Annotated in this window: 26 protein-coding genes; 11 read left to right on the plus strand and 15 right to left on the minus strand. The window is 59.5% G+C overall.

Annotated elements, in window-relative coordinates; genetic code table 11:
* Window position 1 precedes the first annotated feature (1 nt).
* Both MHY22_RS03730 and MHY22_RS03735 read right to left on the minus strand, forming a co-directional pair.
* Window positions 2-1,087 (minus strand): iron ABC transporter permease, encoded by a 1,086-nt coding sequence (locus MHY22_RS03730; protein ID WP_239278121.1) that lies wholly within the window; start codon window positions 1,085-1,087, stop codon window positions 2-4.
* On the minus strand, window positions 1,088-2,035 hold the full coding sequence (locus MHY22_RS03735; RefSeq protein ID WP_239278122.1) for an ABC transporter substrate-binding protein: 948 nt from the start codon (window positions 2,033-2,035) through the stop codon (window positions 1,088-1,090).
* 129 nt (window positions 2,036-2,164) lie between these two features.
* Here MHY22_RS03735 and MHY22_RS03740 point away from each other — a divergent pair, with 129 nt between their 5' ends.
* On the plus strand, window positions 2,165-2,959 hold the full coding sequence (locus MHY22_RS03740; RefSeq protein ID WP_239278123.1) for a siderophore-interacting protein: 795 nt from the start codon (window positions 2,165-2,167) through the stop codon (window positions 2,957-2,959).
* A 72-nt stretch (window positions 2,960-3,031) separates the two neighbouring features.
* Here MHY22_RS03740 and rpsQ read toward each other — a convergent pair whose 3' ends face one another.
* From rpsQ to rpsJ, 11 genes are read right to left on the minus strand one after another with little or no spacing between them, the layout of a single operon-like run.
* On the minus strand, window positions 3,032-3,340 hold the full coding sequence (rpsQ, locus tag MHY22_RS03745; protein WP_049378865.1) for a 30S ribosomal protein S17: 309 nt from the start codon (window positions 3,338-3,340) through the stop codon (window positions 3,032-3,034).
* Between the two features lie 2 nt (window positions 3,341-3,342).
* Entirely contained in the window at window positions 3,343-3,573 is a 231-nt protein-coding gene (rpmC, locus tag MHY22_RS03750) for a 50S ribosomal protein L29 (RefSeq protein ID WP_005322842.1), read from the minus strand.
* Window positions 3,573-3,989 (minus strand): 50S ribosomal protein L16, encoded by a 417-nt coding sequence (gene rplP, locus MHY22_RS03755; RefSeq protein ID WP_005322843.1) that lies wholly within the window; start codon window positions 3,987-3,989, stop codon window positions 3,573-3,575. Before rplP ends, rpmC begins: the two co-directional genes overlap by 1 nt.
* Before the next feature lie 3 nt (window positions 3,990-3,992).
* The gene (gene rpsC / locus MHY22_RS03760; protein ID WP_023027807.1) at window positions 3,993-4,736 is read right to left on the minus strand and encodes a 30S ribosomal protein S3; all 744 of its coding nucleotides are present in this window, start codon (window positions 4,734-4,736) and stop codon (window positions 3,993-3,995) included.
* Complete coding sequence (gene rplV / locus MHY22_RS03765; protein WP_005276938.1) at window positions 4,736-5,098, minus strand: 50S ribosomal protein L22; 363 nt, start codon at window positions 5,096-5,098, stop codon at window positions 4,736-4,738. The genes rpsC and rplV overlap by 1 nt, the downstream gene beginning before the upstream one ends.
* A 3-nt stretch (window positions 5,099-5,101) precedes the next feature.
* Window positions 5,102-5,380 (minus strand): 30S ribosomal protein S19, encoded by a 279-nt coding sequence (gene rpsS, locus MHY22_RS03770; protein ID WP_005276936.1) that lies wholly within the window; start codon window positions 5,378-5,380, stop codon window positions 5,102-5,104.
* Window positions 5,381-5,393: 13 nt separating this feature from the next.
* Window positions 5,394-6,230 (minus strand): 50S ribosomal protein L2, encoded by an 837-nt coding sequence (rplB, locus tag MHY22_RS03775; protein ID WP_204610252.1) that lies wholly within the window; start codon window positions 6,228-6,230, stop codon window positions 5,394-5,396.
* 25 nt (window positions 6,231-6,255) lie between these two features.
* Window positions 6,256-6,558: a 50S ribosomal protein L23 gene (gene rplW / locus MHY22_RS03780; protein WP_239278124.1), complete on the minus strand. Its 303-nt coding sequence runs from the start codon at window positions 6,556-6,558 to the stop codon at window positions 6,256-6,258.
* The gene (gene rplD / locus MHY22_RS03785; protein ID WP_239278126.1) at window positions 6,558-7,211 is read right to left on the minus strand and encodes a 50S ribosomal protein L4; all 654 of its coding nucleotides are present in this window, start codon (window positions 7,209-7,211) and stop codon (window positions 6,558-6,560) included. The genes rplW and rplD overlap by 1 nt, the downstream gene beginning before the upstream one ends.
* Window positions 7,208-7,864, minus strand: a complete 657-nt coding sequence (gene rplC / locus MHY22_RS03790) for a 50S ribosomal protein L3 (RefSeq protein WP_238800390.1) — start codon at window positions 7,862-7,864, stop codon at window positions 7,208-7,210. The genes rplD and rplC overlap by 4 nt, the downstream gene beginning before the upstream one ends.
* A gap of 23 nt (window positions 7,865-7,887) precedes the next feature.
* Window positions 7,888-8,193 (minus strand): 30S ribosomal protein S10, encoded by a 306-nt coding sequence (rpsJ, locus tag MHY22_RS03795; RefSeq protein ID WP_003848085.1) that lies wholly within the window; start codon window positions 8,191-8,193, stop codon window positions 7,888-7,890.
* A 719-nt stretch (window positions 8,194-8,912) separates the two neighbouring features.
* Here rpsJ and MHY22_RS03800 point away from each other — a divergent pair.
* From MHY22_RS03800 to amaP, 6 genes are read left to right on the plus strand one after another with little or no spacing between them, the layout of a single operon-like run.
* The gene (locus MHY22_RS03800; protein WP_239278128.1) at window positions 8,913-9,392 is read left to right on the plus strand and encodes an Asp23/Gls24 family envelope stress response protein; all 480 of its coding nucleotides are present in this window, start codon (window positions 8,913-8,915) and stop codon (window positions 9,390-9,392) included.
* 5 nt (window positions 9,393-9,397) lie between these two features.
* Window positions 9,398-9,745, plus strand: a complete 348-nt coding sequence (locus tag MHY22_RS03805; RefSeq protein ID WP_049378862.1) for a hypothetical protein — start codon at window positions 9,398-9,400, stop codon at window positions 9,743-9,745.
* A gap of 2 nt (window positions 9,746-9,747) precedes the next feature.
* The gene (locus tag MHY22_RS03810) at window positions 9,748-9,942 is read left to right on the plus strand and encodes a hypothetical protein (protein ID WP_005322852.1); all 195 of its coding nucleotides are present in this window, start codon (window positions 9,748-9,750) and stop codon (window positions 9,940-9,942) included.
* Entirely contained in the window at window positions 9,942-10,907 is a 966-nt protein-coding gene (locus tag MHY22_RS03815) for a lysophospholipase (protein WP_225745981.1), read from the plus strand. Before MHY22_RS03810 ends, MHY22_RS03815 begins: the two co-directional genes overlap by 1 nt.
* The gene (locus tag MHY22_RS03820; RefSeq protein ID WP_005327992.1) at window positions 10,900-11,466 is read left to right on the plus strand and encodes a DUF6286 domain-containing protein; all 567 of its coding nucleotides are present in this window, start codon (window positions 10,900-10,902) and stop codon (window positions 11,464-11,466) included. Before MHY22_RS03815 ends, MHY22_RS03820 begins: the two co-directional genes overlap by 8 nt.
* Window positions 11,459-12,034: an alkaline shock response membrane anchor protein AmaP gene (amaP, locus tag MHY22_RS03825; RefSeq protein WP_239278129.1), complete on the plus strand. Its 576-nt coding sequence runs from the start codon at window positions 11,459-11,461 to the stop codon at window positions 12,032-12,034. The genes MHY22_RS03820 and amaP overlap by 8 nt, the downstream gene beginning before the upstream one ends.
* Here amaP and MHY22_RS03830 read toward each other — a convergent pair.
* On the minus strand, window positions 12,023-12,721 hold the full coding sequence (locus MHY22_RS03830; protein ID WP_239278130.1) for a hypothetical protein: 699 nt from the start codon (window positions 12,719-12,721) through the stop codon (window positions 12,023-12,025). The genes amaP and MHY22_RS03830 overlap by 12 nt on opposite strands.
* A gap of 332 nt (window positions 12,722-13,053) precedes the next feature.
* Here MHY22_RS03830 and MHY22_RS03835 point away from each other — a divergent pair, with 332 nt between their 5' ends.
* From MHY22_RS03835 to MHY22_RS03850, 4 genes are all read left to right on the plus strand, one after another.
* Window positions 13,054-14,037 (plus strand): ABC transporter permease, encoded by a 984-nt coding sequence (locus tag MHY22_RS03835; RefSeq protein ID WP_239278131.1) that lies wholly within the window; start codon window positions 13,054-13,056, stop codon window positions 14,035-14,037.
* Window positions 14,038-15,030 carry an ABC transporter permease gene (locus tag MHY22_RS03840; RefSeq protein ID WP_005322860.1) on the plus strand — a complete coding sequence of 331 codons (993 nt, stop codon included), beginning with the start codon at window positions 14,038-14,040 and terminating at the stop codon, window positions 15,028-15,030.
* Entirely contained in the window at window positions 15,027-16,931 is a 1,905-nt protein-coding gene (locus MHY22_RS03845; RefSeq protein WP_239278132.1) for an ABC transporter ATP-binding protein, read from the plus strand. Before MHY22_RS03840 ends, MHY22_RS03845 begins: the two co-directional genes overlap by 4 nt.
* Before the next feature lie 111 nt (window positions 16,932-17,042).
* Entirely contained in the window at window positions 17,043-18,737 is a 1,695-nt protein-coding gene (locus tag MHY22_RS03850; RefSeq protein ID WP_239278133.1) for an ABC transporter family substrate-binding protein, read from the plus strand.
* Window positions 18,738-18,960: 223 nt separating this feature from the next.
* Here the strand turns inward: MHY22_RS03850 and tuf are convergent, their stop codons facing one another.
* Window positions 18,961-20,151: an elongation factor Tu gene (gene tuf, locus MHY22_RS03855; RefSeq protein WP_239273828.1), complete on the minus strand. Its 1,191-nt coding sequence runs from the start codon at window positions 20,149-20,151 to the stop codon at window positions 18,961-18,963.
* Window positions 20,152-20,337: the final 186 nt, after the last annotated feature.

The following is a 20,337-nucleotide window of genomic DNA, read 5'->3' on the forward strand; positions in this document are numbered from 1 at the left end:
TTTACTGCCCCCATGCTCTGCCCACGCCGCGGTGAGCACCCCAAATGAGGAAAGGTGCGCCCACTATCGCGAGGACGATCGACATCTCCAGCTCCGAGTTACCCGCAATGAGGCGGCCGGTGATATCGGCGCCAAGTACGGCACAACCGCCCAAGAGCGCAGAGGGCAAAAGCAAGGTGGCAACGCTAGGGCCCACCACCCTCCGCACGATGTGGGGAATGGCAAAACCGACGAAGGCAATGGGACCCGTTGCTGCCGTTGCGCTGCCAGCCAACACCACGACGCTGAGCGCCGCGCCTACCCGCGCGGTAGTGGGGGACCCACCTAAGGCGAGGGAGGACTCCTCCCCCATTGCCAGAAGGTCGAGGGGTCTAGCCACCATCGCCGCACACGCTACGCCAATAACTAGCCCTATGCCCGCGATCGCGACATCTTCTGGGCCGCGGCCGAAGGTCGAGCCGATAGTCCACCGCCGCATGCTATCGAGGACGTCCGTGGAATATAGACCGATGATCATCGCGCCCGATCCCAAAGCTGCGGAGACGCCGGCGCCCACCAGAATGAGCGTCAGGGGATCCTCAAACCGCCGCGATACGGCTAAGACCAGCAGCGTAGTAATACCCGCGCCAGCGAGCGCGAGGGCGGTCCGCATACTGGTGGAGGTAGCAATGCCAATGGCCGTGCCTAAGGCAACGAAGAAGGACGCGCCCGCGGTAACACCAATAAATCCTGGATCCGCTAGCGGGTTTCTGGTCCACGATTGCGCCAGCACACCTGCCACAGCAAGGGCCGCGCCGGCGAAATAAGCCAAGAAGGTGCGCGGCATGCGCAGGTTCCACACGATATCGCGGATATTCTGCTCCCCTGCCCCGTGCAGGGCAGCGATAACCTCCTCGGGCAGAATCGAGCGGGAGCCCACCGCCAAAGACACCACCGCCAACACCAGGCTGGCGAGGATGAAGGCGACAAGGAGCATCTTATGACTCTGTGCCTGCGCCACTACCGTTGCGGGGGTGCCGGTGGTCGTAGGACTATCTGCTGCGGAATCCGACTGGATTTGTTGGCCGTCCATCGTGGTTGCTGACAATTACAGTTTCTCTTCAAATTTATCTACTGCCCAGGGGATGGTCACCGGGTTGGGCATACTCATGGCATTGCCGGTATCGGTATCCAAGTAGCGCACGCGACCATCCTTGACAATGTCGAGGCCTTGGAAGGTCTTATCCTTCTTCAAGACATCGGAGGAGCCGTTGTAGTCCAGGACAAAGAGGTAATCAACCTGGTTAAGCTTCGCGTAGTTTTCTGGGGCAATGTCGACGAAGAAGCTGCCTCCATCGCCCTGCAATGCATCGGGGATCTCCATGCCAAGGTTCTCGATAAATTGTCCACGCCCATCCTCCTCGGTGTATAGGCCAATTTTGCCGTCATAAGGCATGACGATGGCCGCAGACTTATCCTGCAATTCCGCGTGCTCGTGGCGGAATTCCTCGAAGGCCTTTTCGGTGTCATCGATAAGCTTATCGCCTTCGTCTTTTTTACCCACCGCATCCGCGATGGTTTCTACCTGCTTTTCCCAGGGCACCTGCCAGTCTTCATAGCCGTTCGGCTTAACGGTGGTAGGCGCGATTTCTTCCAGGGCTCCCTTCGTTCGTGCATCCACCGCCTGGTTCACCGCAATGATCTGGGTGGGGTCAGCCGCGGTGACCTGCTCAAAGGTATCGGCGGTAAATCCGGTTGCGGTATTATAAATCACCTCAGGCTTTGCCTCGCCCAAAAGTTCCTCTGCCCAGGGGCCGACGCCAGAAGGGTCGCCATCGCCCTCAGCCCCCCACGGCGCCACCGTTACGGGAGTGATCCCCAAGGCAAGCAGCGTGTCGGCATCACCTAGACCCAGGCTAGCCACGCGCTGCTCGCTGGCAGCGTCGGTCGCCTGAGCTGTTTCATCGCCCTCACCACGCGAGCAACCGCCTAAAGCTAAGGCTCCGGCGGAAAACATTGCTACTGCGCCCATGGTGCGACGGCCGAAAATCTTCATGAGGTTAAGCCTTTCAATAAAGGAGGAAAATAGCCTTGCTTACCTTATAACGCATAGGCACGATTAGGCAAGGCTAAACTAAAATAGTAATTTTTTAGACACATGAACCCTTCTCTACAATCGGCCCCAATGTCTGCGCACGAACTCATCCCCGTTACTTTGACCGCCAATAAACGCATCAGTCCGCGCTTGCACCGGCTCACGTTCTACGCCGAGGCTTTCCGGACATACACTCTCTCCGGTCCCGATGAATTCTTTGGACTCGTCATGCCCCGAGATGAACAGGAATTTACACCCTTCCCCGTCGACGGCATAAACCTCCGCTCGGCTGTGAGCGCGATCGATGAGGAGAGGCGGCCGGACCTGCGCTGGTACACCATCCGCGCGCTCCACTCGGAGGAGGCCACAGTCGATGTCGACGTGGTGACACACGGTGATTCAGGACCTGGCTCGCGGTGGATTCGCCGCGCACAAGCCGGGGATACAGCGGGATTCTTCACCTGCAACGACCTGTGGCGGCCAACCGAGAAGCCACAACTTCTAGTCGCCGACGCATCCGCCCTGCCCGCGCTGCGGCACATTTTGGACTACCAAGAAGACCATAACCCGGAAATGCTTCGGGCCACCGACGTTATGGCCGTGGTTACCAGCAACGACGAGGTAGAACCAGGCCTCGCAGCTAGATGGGAGGCGAGCGTACGCAGCCTGCGGATTATTCATACCCAACCGCACGAGGAGGCGGAGGCTGTCGTTGCCGCCCTGAGAGCGGACTATGCTGGTGCGCCGAGGCCAGGGTACGTATGGGCTTCCGGCGAGGGGAAGCTAGCAAAAAGCGTGCGAGGCCTCGCGGTGAATGAATGGGGCCTAGATACCAACGACGTCACATGGGTTCCCTACTGGTTTTATGGCAGGGCCCGGCCGTAAAGAAGTCCTAAAACGGCGAAGGCCCCCGCCCCGAACCCTAAGATTCGGAGCAGGGGCTGCGCTGGCTAGTTTTTACTTAGCCTTCTCGATGATCTCAACGAGACGGAAGTGCTTGTCCTTGGACAGCGGGCGGGTCTCAGCGATGCGTACGAGATCGCCAATGCCTGCGGTTTCTTCCTCATCATGCACCTTAACCTTCTTGTTAGAGCGCATGATCTTGCCGTACAGGGCGTGCTGCTTGCGGTCTTCCAGCTCGACAACGATGGTCTTGGTCATCTTGTCGGATACTACGTAGCCGGTGCGAACCTTAGGAGCGCCCTTGACCTTCTCCTTCTTCGGAGTAGGTGCCTTCTTGGAATCAGTCACGTTAGCCTCACTCATGATTAAGCCTCAGCTCCCGGAGCAACGGACAGGCCCAGCTCGCGCTCGCGCAGAACGGTGTAGATGCGGGCAATGTCGCGCTTAACCGTGCCGATGCGGCGGTTGTTGGTCAGCTGGCCAGTGGCCTTCTGGAAGCGGAGGTTGAACAGCTCTTCCTTCGCATCCTTCAGGCGGGACTGCAGCTCAGCGTTGTCGAGCTCACGGAACTCGTGGGCGGGGGTACCGGTTGCCATTAGAACTGGTCCTCCTTCTTGATGATGCGGACCTTGCAAGGAAGCTTCTGGCCTGCACGGCGCAGAGCCTCAATAGCAACGGCCTCGGTTGGGTAGCTCATCTCGAAAAGTACGCGGCCTGGCTTAACGTTAGCCACCCACTTCTCAACCGGGCCCTTACCGGAACCCATACGAACGCCGAGCGGCTTCTGGGTCAACGGACGGTCCGGGAAGATGTTGATCCACACCTTGCCACCACGCTTGACGTGGCGGTTGATGGCAATACGTGCGGCCTCAATCTGACGGTTGGTGATGTACGCCGGCTCGAGAGCCTGGATAGCGTAATCGCCGAAGTTGATGCGGTTACCGCCCTTGGACACGCCGCGACGGTTCGGGCGGTGCTGACGGCGGTACTTAACACGCTTAGGAATCAGCATGGATTAGCCCTCCTGCTTCTGCTGTGCACGCTGGCGGCGCTGGCCACCGCGGCGGGAGCGACCATTGCGGTCACGACCACGGCCCTGTGCCGGAGCGTTCAGTTCGGACTCGCGTACGCCACCGACGACGTCACCCTTGTAGATCCACACCTTGATGCCGATGCGGCCGAAGGTGGTGTGGGCCTCTGCGGTGCCGTAGTCGATTTCGGCGCGAAGAGTGTGCAGCGGAACGCGACCCTCGTGGTAGCGCTCAACGCGGGACATTTCTGCACCGCCCAGGCGGCCGGACAGCAGGATCTTGATGCCCTTAACCTGTGGCTGGCGCATAGCGGACTGGATAGCCTTGCGCATTGCACGACGGAATGCGACACGGTTAACCAGCTGCTCCGCGATGGAGTGAGCAACCAGGGTTGCGTTTGCGTCTACCTGCTTGACCTCGAGGATGTTGAGAGCAACCATCTTGCCGGTGAGCTTTTCCAGCTCGCGGCGGATGCGGTCAGCCTCAGCACCGCGGCGGCCAATCACGATGCCCGGACGAGCGGTGTGAATGTCCACGCGGACGCGGTCGCGGGTGCGCTCGATGACGACGTCGGCAATGCCGGCGCGCTCGAGGCCCTTGTTGAGGTAGTTACGAATCTTGATGTCTTCGGCTACGTAGTTCGCGTAGTCCTTATCGGCGAACCAGTGGGTCTTCCAGTCGGAAGTGATGCCCAAACGTAGGCCGTGAGGATGGATCTTCTGGCCCATTACTTGGCCCCTTCCTGCTGGCTTTCGACCACCACGGTGATGTGGCTGGTGCGCTTACGAATCATGAATGCACGACCCTGTGCACGCGGCTGGAAACGACGCATGGTCGGACCCTCGTTGGCATAAGCCTCGGAGATGACCAGGGTGCGTGGGTCGAGGCCGAAGTTGTTCTCAGCGTTAGCGGCTGCAGAAGCAACGACCTTGGCAACTGGCTTGGAAGCACCCTGCGGTGCGTACTTCAGGATAGCCAGGGCTTCGCTTACGGACTTGCCGCGGACCAGATCGAGCACGCGACGTGCCTTCATCGGGGTGACGCGGACGTAGCGGGCCGTGGCGGATGCGGAGGTGATGGTCTCACTCATCGCTTATCGACGTCCCTTCTTGTCATCCTTGACGTGACCCTTAAAGGTCTTGGTTGGTGCAAACTCGCCCAGCTTGTGGCCGACCATGGAATCCTCGATGAAAACCGGCACGTGCTTGCGGCCGTCATGGACGGCGAAGGTGTGACCGATGAAATCGGGGAGAATGGTCGAGCGGCGAGACCAGGTCTTGATGACCTGCTTGGTGCCTGCATCGTTCTGAGCATCCACCTTGTTGAGGAGGTGCTCATCGACGAACGGGCCCTTCTTAAGGCTGCGTGGCATTGTTTACCTCCTCTTAGCGCTTCTTGTTCGGGCGACGACGGCGCACGATCATGTTGTTGGAGTAACGGTTCGGGTTGCGGGTGCGACCCTCCTTGTGACCCCATGGGGACACAGGGTGGCGACCACCCGAGGTCTTACCCTCACCACCACCGTGTGGGTGGTCAACCGGGTTCATAACGACACCGCGGACGGTCGGGCGTACGCCCTTCCAGCGCATACGGCCGGCCTTGCCCCAGCGGATGTTCATCTGCTCGGCGTTGCCAACCTCACCAACGGTGGCGCGGCAGCGGATGTCCACACGGCGGATTTCGGAAGACGGCATACGCAGAACTGCGTACTTGCCTTCCTTACCCAGCAGCTGGATGGAAGCACCAGCGGAGCGAGCCAGCTTAGCGCCGGCGCCCGGCTTGAGCTCAACAGCGTGGATGATGGAACCGGTCGGGATGTTACGCAGCGGCAGGTTGTTGCCAACCTTGATATCTGCGTTCGGGCCGGACTCGACGATGGTGCCCTGCTTCAGGCCCTTCGGGGCGATGATGTAGCGCTTCTCGCCATCAACGTAGTGAAGCAGTGCAATGTTTGCGGTGCGGTTCGGGTCGTACTCGATGTGAGCGACCTTTGCCGGGATGCCGTCCTTGTCGTTACGACGGAAGTCGATGAGACGGTAACGGCGCTTGTGGCCACCGCCGATGTGGCGGGTGGTGATGCGGCCGTAGTTGTTACGGCCACCAGTCTTGCTCAGGGGGCGCAGCAGGGACTTCTCCGGAGTAGAACGAGTGATCTCGTCAAACTCAGAAACGGAGGATGCGCGGCGACCCGGAGTTGTCGGCTTGTACTTACGAATAGCCATAATTCTTCCTTACTTCGTCTCCGTCTTAGGCCTGTGCGCCAAAGACGTCGATGGAGTCGCTGCCTTCACGGAGCGTCACGTATGCACGCTTGGTGGACTTACGCTGGCCGTAACCGGAGCGGGTGCGCTTACGCTTACCTGCACGGTTCACGGTGTTCACGGAGTCGACCTTTACGCCAAAGATCTGCTCTACGGCATCTTTAATCTGGGACTTATTGGAGTCCGTGGAGACGTAGAACGTGTAGACGTTCTGCTCCATCAGACCATAGGACTTCTCGGATACAACCGGGGCGATGATGATATCGCGTGGGTTAGAAATCTTAGCCATTAGTTCTCCTCCTTATCCGCGCCGGTTGCGCGGTTGATGAAGGTGTGTAGCGCCTCAACGGAGAACACAACGTCATCGGAGTAGAGAACGTCGTAGGTGTTGAGCTGGCCAGCGTCCAGGATCTGAACGTTAGGCAGGTTATTAGCGCTACGACGAGCATTGATGTCCTCGCGGCCGATGACCAGGAGCACGTTCTTGCGCTCGGTCAGGGACTCGAGGAAGTCCTTGGCCGATTTGGTGGACGGCTTCTGGCCCGGTACGAGCTCTTCGATGACGTGGATGCGCTCGTTGCGAGCACGGTCAGACAGTGCACCGAAGAGAGCAGCCTTGATCATCTTCTTAGGGGTGCGCTGTGCGTAGTCGCGTGGCTGTGGGCCATGGACGGTGCCGCCACCGGTGTAGTGCGGTGCGCGGATGGAGCCCTGGCGTGCACGGCCGGTGCCCTTCTGACGGAAAGGCTTGCGACCACCACCGCGGACGTCGCCGCGGGTCTTGGTTGCGTGGGTGCCCTGGCGTGCAGCAGCAAGCTGAGCGTTAACAACCTGGTGCATCAAAGCAATGGATGCCTCGGTGTCAAAGATTTCAGCTGGCAGGTCTACAGAGCCGTTGGTCTTACCCTCGGAAGTGTGGACGTCTAGCTTGAGGTTGCTCATGCGTGTGCACCGCCCTTCACTGCGGTCTTAACGGTGACGAGGCCGCCGCGCGCACCAGGGATAGCACCCTTGATGAGCAGCAGGTTGGACTCGGCATCGATTTTCTGAATCTTCAGGTTCTGGGTGGTCACGCGGTCGTGGCCCATACGGCCAGCCATGCGCTTGCCCTTGAAGACGCGGCCCGGGGTAGCAGCGCCGCCGATGCCGCCAACGCGGCGGTGAGCGGCCTGGTTACCGTGAGCTGCGCCCTGGCCTGCGAAGCCGTGGCGCTTCATGGCGCCGGCGTAGCCGTGGCCCTTGGTCTTGCCGGTGACGTCAACGAAGGAGATACCTTCGAAGATGTCAACCTTGACCTCTTGGCCAACCTCGTATGCAGAGGTGTCGTCCATGCGGATTTCCGCAACGTGACGGCGCGGGGTTACGCCAGCCTTCTTGAAGTGTCCACCAACCGGCTTGTTTGCCTTGCGTGGGTCAATTTCGCCAAAGGCGATCTGGATGGCGCTGTAGCCATCGGTTTCGGGGGTGCGAATCTGGGTGACAACGCATGGCCCTGCCTCGACGACGGTAACCGGCACAACGCGGTTGTCCTCATCGAAGACCTGGGTCATGCCGAGCTTCTTGCCCAGAATGCCCTTGATCTCGTTTTCACTCATTATTTGTTCTCCACCAAAGTCGCTTACTGGATGTTCACGTCGACGCTTGCCGGAAGATCGATGCGCATAAGAGCGTCAACGGTCTTCGGAGTTGGGTCGAGAATGTCGATCAGGCGCTTGTGAGTGCGCATCTCGAAGTGCTCGCGAGAGTCCTTGTACTTGTGCGGAGAACGAATAACTGCGTATACGTTCTTCTCGGTTGGGAGCGGCACTGGGCCAACTACACGAGCACCGGTACGGGTAACGGTCTCGACGATCTTCTTTGCAGAAGCGTCGATAGCCTCGTGGTCATAGGCCTTCAGCCGAATGCGGATTTTTTGTCCCGCCACGCTTATCCTCTTCCTCGCTTCCCCACTTTCACATTCCCGGCGTTTCCGGGGCGTGAAGCGGTGGGAAATTGCTTCTCGATTTCTCTATAACGTTGTCCGGGCTTGGGGCCTGACACAACGCCAGTGGTCTGACTGCCATGACGACCAAGAGTTGCGGTACATGGCAAGTGCCAGAACGCAGTGCTCTCGACGGGGTACAAGACCCGTAGTCAAAGTATTGTGAAGAGGACGGTTTTCACGCATTACACGTGGTGAGTGTCCAATTCGTCTACTGCCGCTGTTTATTTGCCATGCCCCTTCTCCGGTCCATCTTCTCGGGGTGTCACTGCTCTAACGCGGACCTAGCCCGATTGGATGACCTTCCAGTCAATGCTTCAGGTTTTCCTGAAGCATGGCGACAACGAAGGTGTCATGTTCGCTTTACCAGCTCAGCGTCTCCCCGAGACTCATGCTTGGCGACGTCCGCCGCCATCACCGAACCTCGGTTCTCGCTGCCCTGTTAAAGCAACCTTTGTATTTAAGCATGTTGGGCTGCGGTTTTTCAAGCCGCGTATTAAACCGTGCCAAAAATCACGTTTTGGAAAATTTTGTTGCCTCGCACCCCACACTCGGCTGAGAAGTATCTAAGCTCGGAGGTAATGGCTGTGGACTCTTTGTCCTGCCTAGATAGTTGAATATCGCGTTCATGCATCACCCAATAGAGAAAGGCTCACTCGCCCATGTCTGAAAACAAGACCCCTGCACAAAACTCTGACAACCAGGTTCCTGCTTCCGAGGAGCGCGAGGTCAATAACAACCTGGAAACCCAGTACGGCACCACCACCATCGATGATGTCGTGGTGTCCAAGATTGCCGGTATCGCTGCCCGCGAGGTTTCCGGCGTGGATTCCCTGGGTGGCGGCGGCGCTCGCATGATCGGCAATATCCGCGAGTCCTTCGGTGCTTCTGAAGACGTCCGCCAGGGCGTGGACGTAGAGGTAGCAGACGGGAGCGCTCGCATCGAGGTTGCCATCACCGCTGAGTACGGCGTGGCCATCCACGAGCTCGCCGAGGCCATCCGCCGCAACATCATGAATGCCGTTGAGCGCATGACCGGCCTGAGCGTCGAGCGCGTCAACGTTGTTGTTCACGACGTTAAGCTGCCGAAGGATGAGTCCGAGGCTGAGGACCAGGCTGCTTTGAACCAGGGTCAGGCTTAAGCCCAATGCCTGAGCCCCGAGCACGTTTCGAGCTCGAGGTAAGCCACGCCCGCGCTATTGCGGAGGCAGTCCAGAAGGTGCGCGGCGTCGCCGCGCTCGACGGCGGTTCGTTCGGTTCGGTCAGTTTGTACCTACCGGGCGAGCGCATCGTCGGCATGCGCCGGCCCGACCCACGCGATGATCGCCACCTGCAGATCAATATTCGCGTTGATATCAGCGCCGCGCCGGACCTTTATGCCTTGGCAGAAGATATTCGGTCCGCCGCCCGTGGGGCTTGTCCCGAACTGCAGCGCATTGACGTTGAGTTTTCTGACGCCGTAGATGGCTTATCCGCTGCTCCATCGAAGGAATAGATATGAAGAATTACACCACTTTGGGCATCATTTCCGGCCTTATTCTTGCCTTCTTTTTGTACCTAGGCTGGGGTCCTACTTTGCTCGCGGTACTTCTTGCCGCAATCGGCGGCATTGTGGGTGCACACTTTGATGGCCGTATTGATCTCACTTCTGTGTGGAATGGCCTCATTGGTAAGGAGAAAGGCCAAGGTTAATGACAGATAGTTCCACTCAGGGCCACACGCGTATCTCGCTGCGGACCATGGAACACATCGTTACCGCCGCGATTGCTAGCGTGCCCGGCACCAAGGCTATAGAGGCCAAGCTAGCGGGCATCGGCGGCCGCGGTTTTCCACGGGTCTCGGTCCAAATGGACCCAGAGCGCGAGGTAGCAGCCGTCAACGCCACCATTGGCGTGGTGTGGCCTTCGCCGGTCACCACGGTGGCGGAACATACTCGTGCCGCCATCTCGGAAGCCATCGCGGCGCACACCGGTTATTCCACCACGCGCGTCAACGTCACCGTCGGCGGTTCCGTTCCGGGCAATCGAGTAACTGCCGCAGAGGTGGAACAGCGCCAAGTCGCTGCTGCCGTCGCGCCCCACATCACGCCCTCGCCGGTATGGCAGCCGGTCACTGCGGAGTCGGTGAATGTACGCAGCATTGCCACACCGCAGGAGGCACCGGTGCGCACCATCGCTGCGCCGGCCGCCGGCGTCGCAGTGCAGTCCGTGAACACCCCGCGCGAGGCCGAGGTACGCAACATTTCTGCTGACCTCCCAGACCACGAGCTGCGTGAGATTTCGTCCCCAAGCGACCACTCGATGCGGCCGATTAGGGAACCCAAGCCGGTTCGCGTGCGCAGCGTGACTGCACCTCGCCCAGCCAGGTTGCTCCCTAGTGGGCAGGTTCGTCCGCTGGCACGGAAGGTTCAGGTAGCAGCCCCTCGGCCGCAGCCGCTGCGCGAGATCGAGATTCGCCACGAATGGACTCCGCACCGCGTCGAGGCCCCCAAGTCTGCCCCTGCGCGCACGGTAAAGGCCCCGCGGCCACAACCGCTCAAACGCATTGAGGTCACGCCGGCAAATCCTCGGCCGGTGCACGTCGATGCGCCGCGACCCGAGCCGTTGCGCGCCATTTCCATTAACCCGTACCGCCCACAAGGAGGCAATAATGGCTGATCAGCACATGCCTGAACACTTTGGGCAGCAGCCGAAGGCGTCTCCGGCGGCGCGTACTTGGGCCGTGATCCTTGGGCTCCTGCTGCTCGCCGCGGGCGTCGTCGGTGTGCGCGAGACGTGGCTGGTGGGGTCCGGTTCTGACGCGCAGTCCTGGGTACAGCCGGTGCTTAATCTCATTGCTACTGAAGAGCTGCAGACCTGGATGATCTGGGCCGGCGTCGCCTCCATCGTCGTAGGCCTAATTTTCCTCTTCGCGGCAGTGAAGACGCGCCGCACCACGCACATGCAACTTGCCTCCGATACCGCCTCCATGTGGATGCGGCCGGTGGATATCGCCCGCCTCTCTTCGGCCACTGCTCGCCGTGTTCCGGGAGTGGCCTCGGCGCAGACCTCCGCGGATAGCAAGACGGCCAAGGTCACCGTCAATGGCGATACGGACGATGCGGAGCTGCAGGGCCGGGTGGAGACGGCAGTAACGCGCTGCCTGGCCCACCTCAAGAATCCACCGCAGGTCACCGTGGCTGTAGAGAAGATTCCGGAGTTGGATAACAATGTCTAGAAAACTTGCTACCTTTGACCGCATCCTGCTGGGCCTGCTGGGAATCATCCTCATTGCTTTGGGCGTGTGGCCCATCTTGATCCACTTCAACGTGGAGTTTGCCAAGTACTTAGCCCTGTGGGTGGACCACGATACGTGGAAGAGCTTGGCGGACAATGACTGGTGGGTGTGGGCGCTGGCCGGTGGCTCCGCACTGCTACTTATTCTGGGACTGTGGATTGTGGTGGCTAACCTGCGCCACCGCCGTTTCAACAATGTGGAGTCCGCTTCTTCCAATGACAAGGGCTCTATCACGACCTCGATGAACGCTATCGCCGGCGCCGTGGCCCAGGATTTGGATGGAGTCAAGGGCGTAGACCACGTAGAGCGCCTTGTGGCTTATGATCGCGCGCGGCCCACGCTGCAGTACACAGTGACGGCAAATCCAGACACTCCGGTGGAGCGCCTTACTGGCGCCGTTGAAACCAATGAGCGCGATTTTCGGGCAGCGTTTCCCGACGCCGATTTGGACACCATTTACAAGCTGCAGTTCACCAAGGTAGGTCCGATGAAGGACCTATCCGAATAACGGGTTAGGAGTCTCCGCCACCAAGATTTCCTGAACGGTCCCAAGGCGGGCCGACTCGCCGCCCCCGAGGATCATTTCCAGTTCCTCACCGGGGCGGCATTTTTCTATGCGCTGCCACGAGTAGTCCTGGCGAGTTACGCGGCGGTTTTCCTTAGCAAATAGGTGCAGCCCATGATCAAGCACACCGATGGCCGCTGCGAAGCGAAGAATGAACACGAAATCACCCAAATCCTGCCGCTTGAGGCCATTAAGGTCTGGACACTCAGCACTCAACCGCATGAGACTTGAGACCACGCCAAAGCGGTGCTCAAAGCCCTCGGTATCCCGGATGGTAAATGGGCGGCCAGGGCCCGTGGGGCGAATGGACTCATAGGCCCACACCACAGGCTGGGTATCGGGGCGGCGCACGATGATGTGGGTGGGGGTGGCGGTGATGCGGTAGGTGGGGACGTCGGCAAGCACGAGCCATTCCCCTTCCACAATGCGGCCGCCCTCCAAGGGAAGCAAGGGCGGGTGCACGCCCGCCTGGCGCTCCAATTCCGCAACGAGTTCGGCGTCGGTGGTGCCCCATCCAATGCCTTGATTAGCCAGCATGGCAAAGAAAGTGGGAAGGCTGAGGTCGGGCTGACCCTCCCAGGCGCGGCGGAGGGACTCAAGCGTGGGATCGATGCGGGTGGGGTCATCCATATCCGCCAAGATTACCCAGCACCGGCGCCGGTCCGGCAGCCGGGGCCGAGAGGAGAATTTTCACCCCCGAGGTAATTTCATTCAATTAAATAAATACTATAAGTGTTCAACAATCTCGAGCCGCGTATTTCCTGCTCAAGGTGTATTTATTGAAGGTTTTCCCACCTTAGCCGCGTTCAGTAATACCTGTCATTTTATTGGGGATTTATGTCACGGGGCTAATGTGATTGTGCTCCGCGTAACAGGTTATTAGATTAGTCACATACAACGTTTTGCTCGTTGGATACACCTTTGCACCCCGTTTCCTGCTTAACCGCGCACGGAGAATCTCTATGACTAAATATCTGATCAAAAAGACCTTGGGCTGGTTACTCATGATCTTTTTGGCTACCAACCTCGCCTATCTCTTGGCGGCCAGCTTCCTGGACCCACGGTCCAACTACACCGGCCGCCGACCACCGCTTTCACCGGAGGAAATCAATAGCCTCCTCGAGCCCTATAACCTCAGCCCCGATACCCCACTTGTGCAACGCTGGTGGACCTGGCTGACCAATATCCTCACCTCTTGGGACTGGGGCCAATCCCCGGTGGGCGAGGTGGTGAATTCAGAAATTAGCTACCGCATCTGGGTTTCCGCGCAGCTGCTCTTACTCTCCACCATTTTGTCCATTCTCATCGGCGTGGCCGTGGGCGTTTACACCGCTTCGCGCCAGTACAAGACCGGCGACCGCATCTGGCAGGGCATTTCCATCATCGCGATGAATACCCACGTGGTCGTGGCGTCCATCGCCGTGGTGTGGGGCGCGCTGAAGATTAACGAGCTCAGCGGCAAGAAGATTTTCTATGTCGTCGGCTCTCATTCGCTAGACGTGGAAGGCTTCTTTCCCAAGCTGGTGGACTCCGCACAGCACTTGATTCTTCCCACCATTTCACTGGTCTTCATTAGCTACGCCAGCTATCACATGACCCAGCGCACCTTGCTGCTGGATAACTTGGATGCGGACTATGTGCGCACCGCCCGCGCTAAGGGCTTGACCCGCCAACAGGCGATTCGCAAGCACGCACTGCGCACCTCCATCATCCCCGTGGCAACCTCGGTGGCCTTTTCCATCCCCGGCATCTTCACCGGTGCGGTGATGACCGAGCGCATCTTTGGCTGGAACGGCATGGGCCAGTACTTCATCGAGACCATTAGCAAGAACGACGTCAACGGTGCAGCCGCTGTCGCTGCCTTTGGCGCTGCCATGACGGCCATCTCCGCGGTATTGGCGGACCTGGTTGTCGTCGCGCTTGATCCACGAGTGAGGGTGAGTTAAATGACCCCATCTAAAGACCGCAACTATTTCAAGCAGGAACCGCGCGGGGAAATCACCGCACACAGCGAGGTCACTTCGGGAGACCCCTTCTCCCCCGCCGAGGCCGAGCAGGTAGCCACCCTGGAGCAGATGCCCCGTGGCACCTCGCGCTACAAGCTGTACCTGCGCCGCTTCTTCCGCAATAAGCTGGCCACCTTGGGTCTTATCATCTTGGCTTTCTTGGTCCTTGCGGCGCTTTTTGGCGGCTTCTTTGCCAAGTGGGACTACACCGAGCCGGACTTCCTTGCACTGTCGGAGCCGCCGAGCCCCGAGCACTGGTTTGGCACGAATGACACCGGCAATGACCTCTATGCCCAGACCATTCACGGCTTGGGGAGGTCACTGACCATCGCCATCGTGGTATCACTGGCCACCTTGGTCATCTCCGCGTTCATCGGATCCGCTGCAGCCTTGTGGGGAGGCATCGCCGAAAAGGCGGTGCTGGCGGTCATTCACTTCCTGCTGTCCATCCCTACCTTCCTGCTCATCGCACTGGTGGTGGCGGATTCCGGCGGCGACTGGAAGCTGCTCATCGTCGTACTCATCCTCTTTGGCTGGATGTACCAGGCCCGCGTGATTTGGTCGCTAGCGCTTACGGTGCGCGAGCAAGACTACGTCCGCGCGGCGAGCTACATGGGCGTGTCCAAGCTGCGCACCATCGTGCGCCACGTCATTCCCAATATTGGTTCGCTACTCATCATCCAGTTTGTCTTCGGCGTGGTGGGCACCGTGGGCTCAGAGACGGCCCTGTCCTTCCTGGGGTTGGGCGTCAAGCTTCCCGACGTCTCCCTCGGCACCCTCCTGCAGGGCGGCACCGCCGCCGTGCAATCCTCCCCATGGCTGTTCTACTTCCCTGCCGCAACCCTGACCTTGCTCACCGTGTCCATGGCTTTCATTGGCGATGGCCTGCGCGATGCACTCGACCCCAACTCGAATTCCGGAGGTAAAGCATGACCTCGCCCGTCTTATCCGTCAAAGACCTGCGCGTTAACTTCCCGTCCGAAGCCGGATCCGTCTCCGCGGTCCGTGGCGTGGATTTTGATCTCTACCCTGGCCGCACGCTCGGTATCGTGGGTGAATCCGGTTCCGGCAAATCCGTGACTTCCATGTCCATCATGGGGCTCCTGCCGGACTACGCGAAGATCACCGGGTCCGTAAAGTTCGACGGCCGCGAGCTACTCGGCCTCAGCGATAAGCAAATGTCCGAGATCCGTGGCAACGGCATTGGCATGATCTTCCAAGATCCGCTCTCCGCCCTCACCCCGGTCTTCGATATTGGATCGCAGTTGGTGGAGGCAATCCAGGCCCATAGGGACGTCGGCAAGAAGCAGGCCCTCAAAGAGGCCACGGAGTTGCTCGACCTCGTGGGCATCCCCGATCCGCACCTGCGCCTGAAGTCCTTCCCGCACGAGTTCTCGGGCGGCATGCGCCAGCGCGTGGTCATTGCCATCGCAATTGCCAATAATCCGCGCGTGCTCATCGCCGATGAGCCCACGACCGCACTGGATGTAACCATTCAGGCGCAGATTCTGGACGTCATTAAACTCGCTCAGCGCGAAACCGGCGCCGCCACCATCATGATTACCCACGACATGGGTGTGGTGGCAGAAACGGCCGATGATGTCATGGTCATGTACGCCGGCCGCCCCGTGGAGCGCGGCGATGTGGATACCATCTTCTCCCAGCCCCGCATGCCCTATACCGTAGGCCTGCTCGGCTCTACGCCGCGCCCAGATGTATCGGCCGAAGAACCGCTCACACCTATCGTGGGCAGCCCGCCGGTGCTGGTGGACCTCAAGCAGCGCTGCCAGTTTGCCCCGCGCTGCCCTGTGGCGCAGCCCGCCTGCTCCGACGGCGAGCCGCCGCTTATCGCGCTTGACGACGCCCCCTCGCACCAGAGTGCCTGCCTGCGCGCGCCCGACATCCACGACCGCAAAATCGGCGGCGAGCTCATGTTCACACCACCGCAGCTCGCGGAGGATGTCATGGCCGGCATCCCCCGCGACGAGCGTCCCACTACCTTGGAGGTCACGGACCTGCGCAAGGAATTCCCACTTACCAAGGGCGCGCTGGTCAAGCGCCGCGTGGGCACGGTCAAGGCAGTGGACGGCCTCACCTTTGATATTCGCAAGGGCGAATGCATGGCCATCGTAGGCGAGTCTGGCTGCGGTAAGACCACCACCCTGCTAGAAATCATGGATTTAAAGCCCGAGAACGGCGCAGTCGTGCTCAACGGGAAGGACGCGGCCGGGATGAGCAACTCCGAGCGCCGCGAGGCCCGCAAGGACATCCAAATTGTCTTCCAAGACCCGATGAGCTCCCTCAACCCGCGCCTGACCGTGCGCGAGGTCATCGCCGAACCGCTCAACTCCCTAGGCTACGACGGCGACGTGGACGCCCGCGTGAACGAGCTCATGGGACTTGTCGGCTTGGACTCCTCCCAGCTGGATCGCTTCCCCAGCCACTTTTCCGGCGGGCAACGCCAGCGCATCGGCCTCGCCCGCGCGCTGGCCACGAACCCTTCGGTTTTGGTCTTGGATGAGCCCGTCTCTGCACTCGACGTCTCCATCCAGGCCGGCGTCATCAACCTGCTCGAGGATCTCAAACGAAAGCTGGGACTGTCCTACCTTTTCGTCGCCCATGACCTGTCCGTGGTGCGCCACCTTTCAGACCGGGTGGCCGTCATGTACAAGGGTCAGTTTGTGGAGTCCGGGCCGACCGATGACATCTTCGAAAACCCCCAAGCGGACTACACCAAGAAGCTCCTGGATGCCATTCCGATTCCGGATCCGGCAGCTGCCCGCAGGCGACGCAACCCCAGTCCAGCGCAAGCCTCACCAATTTCGCAAAAGTGACCTTACGCACACCCCGTCTTATATATAGTTATTCTCACAACTGAAGTGCTGCGGCGGCTTCCTCTGCTACCGCAACCTTCACTTTCCTCTCACTCAAGGAGAAACCCCACCATGAAAAAGTTCACCCGCTTCCGGATTGCTACCGTAGCTACCCTCTCCGCCGCGGCACTCGCCCTCACCGGCTGCGCCGCCAACTCGGACGGCGACTCCTCCAAGGCAGTCGGCGGCCTCGACATCGAGGTTAATCCGGCTGGCGACTACAACGAAAAGTCCCGCGAGGAGCTCAAGGACGACGGCGAGCTCACCCTCGCTCTCGATGAACTCACCGAGCAACAAAACATGTTCCACGCCAACATGACCGCCGATACCCGCAAGGTCTGGGGCTGGTACAACCCACAGCTGGCGCTATACGACGGCGAGGGAAACTACACCCCAAACCCCGACTACATCGACGAGGCCAAGGAAGACAAAAAGGGCAAGAACACCGTCGTCACCTTCAAGGTCAACAAGGATGCCACCTTCAACGATGGCACGCCTATTGACTGGAAGGCCTTTGACAATACCTGGCGCTTCAACAACGGCAAGGATGAAGACGTCCAGGTAAACGCCACCGATGGCTTCGAGCGCATTACCTCCGTAGAAAAGGGCGATACCGACAAGGACGTCGTTGTCACTTTCGACGGCCCCTACCCGTGGTGGCAGGGCCTCTTCAACGAGCTTCTCCACCCCGCCATCGACAGCCCAGAAAAATTCGACAAGGCATATCTGGGCAAGCTGAACCCGCAGTACGGCGCCGGCCCATTCAAGGTAGAAAACGTAGACTTCAAGGGCGGCACCCTCACCCTCGTGCCGAACGAGAAGTGGTGGGGCGATAAGCCGAAGCTGAAGAAGGTAAGCTTCCGCGTCATGGAATCCCAGGCCACCATCAACGCCTTCCAAGCCGGCGAAATCGACGCCGCCGGTGTGGCCGATAAGAACAGTCTCACCATTGCCGGCGAGATGGGCGATGCCATCGACATCCGTGCCGCACTGCGCCCCGCCAACGTTATCTTCACCCTCAATTCCAAGGCACCACAGCTCAAGGACGAGGACGTACGACACGCTGTCTTCTCCGCCATCGACCGCGATCAACTGGCCGAAATCCGCTATAACGGCCTGGGCTACGAAGAGGAGATGCCGGGCTCCCTTACCCTCTACTCCACCCAGGAGGGCTATAAGGACAACATCAAGGACGTCATCGAGTTCGATCCTGAGCAGTCCAAGAAACTGCTAGAGGGCGCCGGCTACCAGCAAGGCGATGATGGTATCTATGCTAAGGACGGCGAGAAGCTATCCCTGCGCTACATCCTCATCGGCGACGATGAAGTGTCGAAATCCCTCGCCGCAGCGGTGCAAAAGATGCTCAAGGACGTCGGCGTTGACCTCAAGATTGAAGAGCGACCTTCGTCCGAGTTCTCCAAGGTAACGTCGGAGCGAGATTTCGACCTCTTCCTCTCCGCGTTTGCCTCCTCTGACCCGTTTGGCGTCGCCTACTTTGGCCAGACCTACGCCAGCGATTCCACTCTGAACATGTCGAGCACCGGCACCAAGGAATTCGATAAGAAGATTGAGGAGCTGCAGAACCTGCCAACCAAGGACGAGCAGATTGAGCGGGTCAATGAACTCGAGTCGGAGGCCTTTGGTCACTACGGAATCCTCCCCTTTGCCAACGGGCCACAGATGGTCGGCGTGAAGAAGGGCTTGGCCAACTATGGCGCCAACGGCTTCGCCATCCTCCCCAAGGAAGATATCGGCTGGGAGAAGTAAAAGCACTAAAAGCCTCTAGCGCAATACGCTCAAGCCTCCCGCGGCATCCCCACCAGGGCGATTCCGCGGGAGGCTTCATTCTGCTCATAAAGTCCACGCATGCGGCATCAACTACAAGCGGTTGCTTCGCGCGCAATTTCGGTGGGCAGAGATCAAAAAATCCGCCCCACCCGAAGGTGGAGCGGACTCTTTAAAGCTCTACTGAGCGGTTACGGGGTATCGATTACTCGATAACCTTGGTAACGCGGCCAGCGCCGACGGTGCGGGAGCCCTCGCGGATAGCGAAGCGCAGGCCCTCGTCCATAGCGACCGGCTGGATGAGCTCAACGGACATCTCAACATTGTCGCCAGGCATAACCATCTCGGTGCCCTCTGGCAGGTTAACAACACCGGTAACGTCCGTGGTACGGAAGTAGAACTGCGGACGGTAGTTGTTCATGAACGGGGTGTGGCGGCCGCCCTCTTCCTTCTTCAGGACGTAGACGGAACCCTCGAACTTGGTGTGCGGGGTGTAAGCGCCCGGCTTGATAACGACCTGGCCACGCTCAACGTCCTCACGCTTGGTACCACGCAGAAGCAGACCACAGTTGTCGCCAGCCTCGGTGTAGTCCATCATCTTGCGGAACATCTCGATACCGGTAACGGTGGTGGTCTGGGACTTCTCCTGGATACCGATGATCTCAACGTCCTCGTTGACTTCCAGACGGCCACGCTCAACACGGCCGGTAACAACGGTACCGCGGCCGGTAATGGTGAAGATGTCCTCGATAGGCATCAGGAACGGCTGGTCGGTAGCGCGCTGCGGATCCGGGATGGAGTTGTCGCAAGCTTCCATCAGGTCAACAACGGACTGTACCCACTTGTCCTCGCCCTCGAGAGCCTTCAGAGCGGAGATGTGAACGATAGGAGCTTCCTCATCGTAGTCCTGCTCTGCGAGCAGCTCACGGATCTCCATCTCAACGAGCTCGATGATTTCCTCATCATCAACCATGTCGCACTTGTTCAGTGCAACGAGGATGTAAGGAACGCCAACCTGGCGAGCAAGCAGAACGTGCTCACGGGTCTGCGGCATCGGGCCATCGGTTGCAGCAACAACCAGGATAGCGCCGTCCATCTGAGCAGCGCCGGTAATCATGTTCTTGATGTAGTCGGCGTGGCCCGGAGCGTCAACGTGTGCGTAGTGGCGCTTCGGGGTGGAGTACTCAACGTGGGAGATGTTGATGGTAATACCGCGCTCCTTCTCCTCAGGAGCCTTGTCGATCATGTCGAACGCGAATGCCTCGTTCTCCTCAGGGTACTGGTCAGCCAGAACCTTGGTGATCGCTGCGGTGGTGGTGGTCTTGCCGTGGTCGACGTGTCCGATGGTGCCGATGTTCACATGCGGCTTCGTACGCTCGAACTTCTCCTTTGCCACTGTATGTCCTCCTGGACTATATGGTGGCTACGACCTTCGCAGCCACGTGGTTGACAGTTGTCATTGGCACCCGACCCACAGTATGTGGGGCAAAGCGCTAATGACGCTTTCTTTACGTGCCAGTTACACGATCCTAGATTTATGTCGCGGTTTTTTCAAACCGCCGTTATAGGAGGTAACCCCGCG

It is taken from the genome of Corynebacterium sp. ACRPO, assembly GCF_022347205.1.
GTDB lineage: Bacteria > Actinomycetota > Actinomycetes > Mycobacteriales > Mycobacteriaceae > Corynebacterium.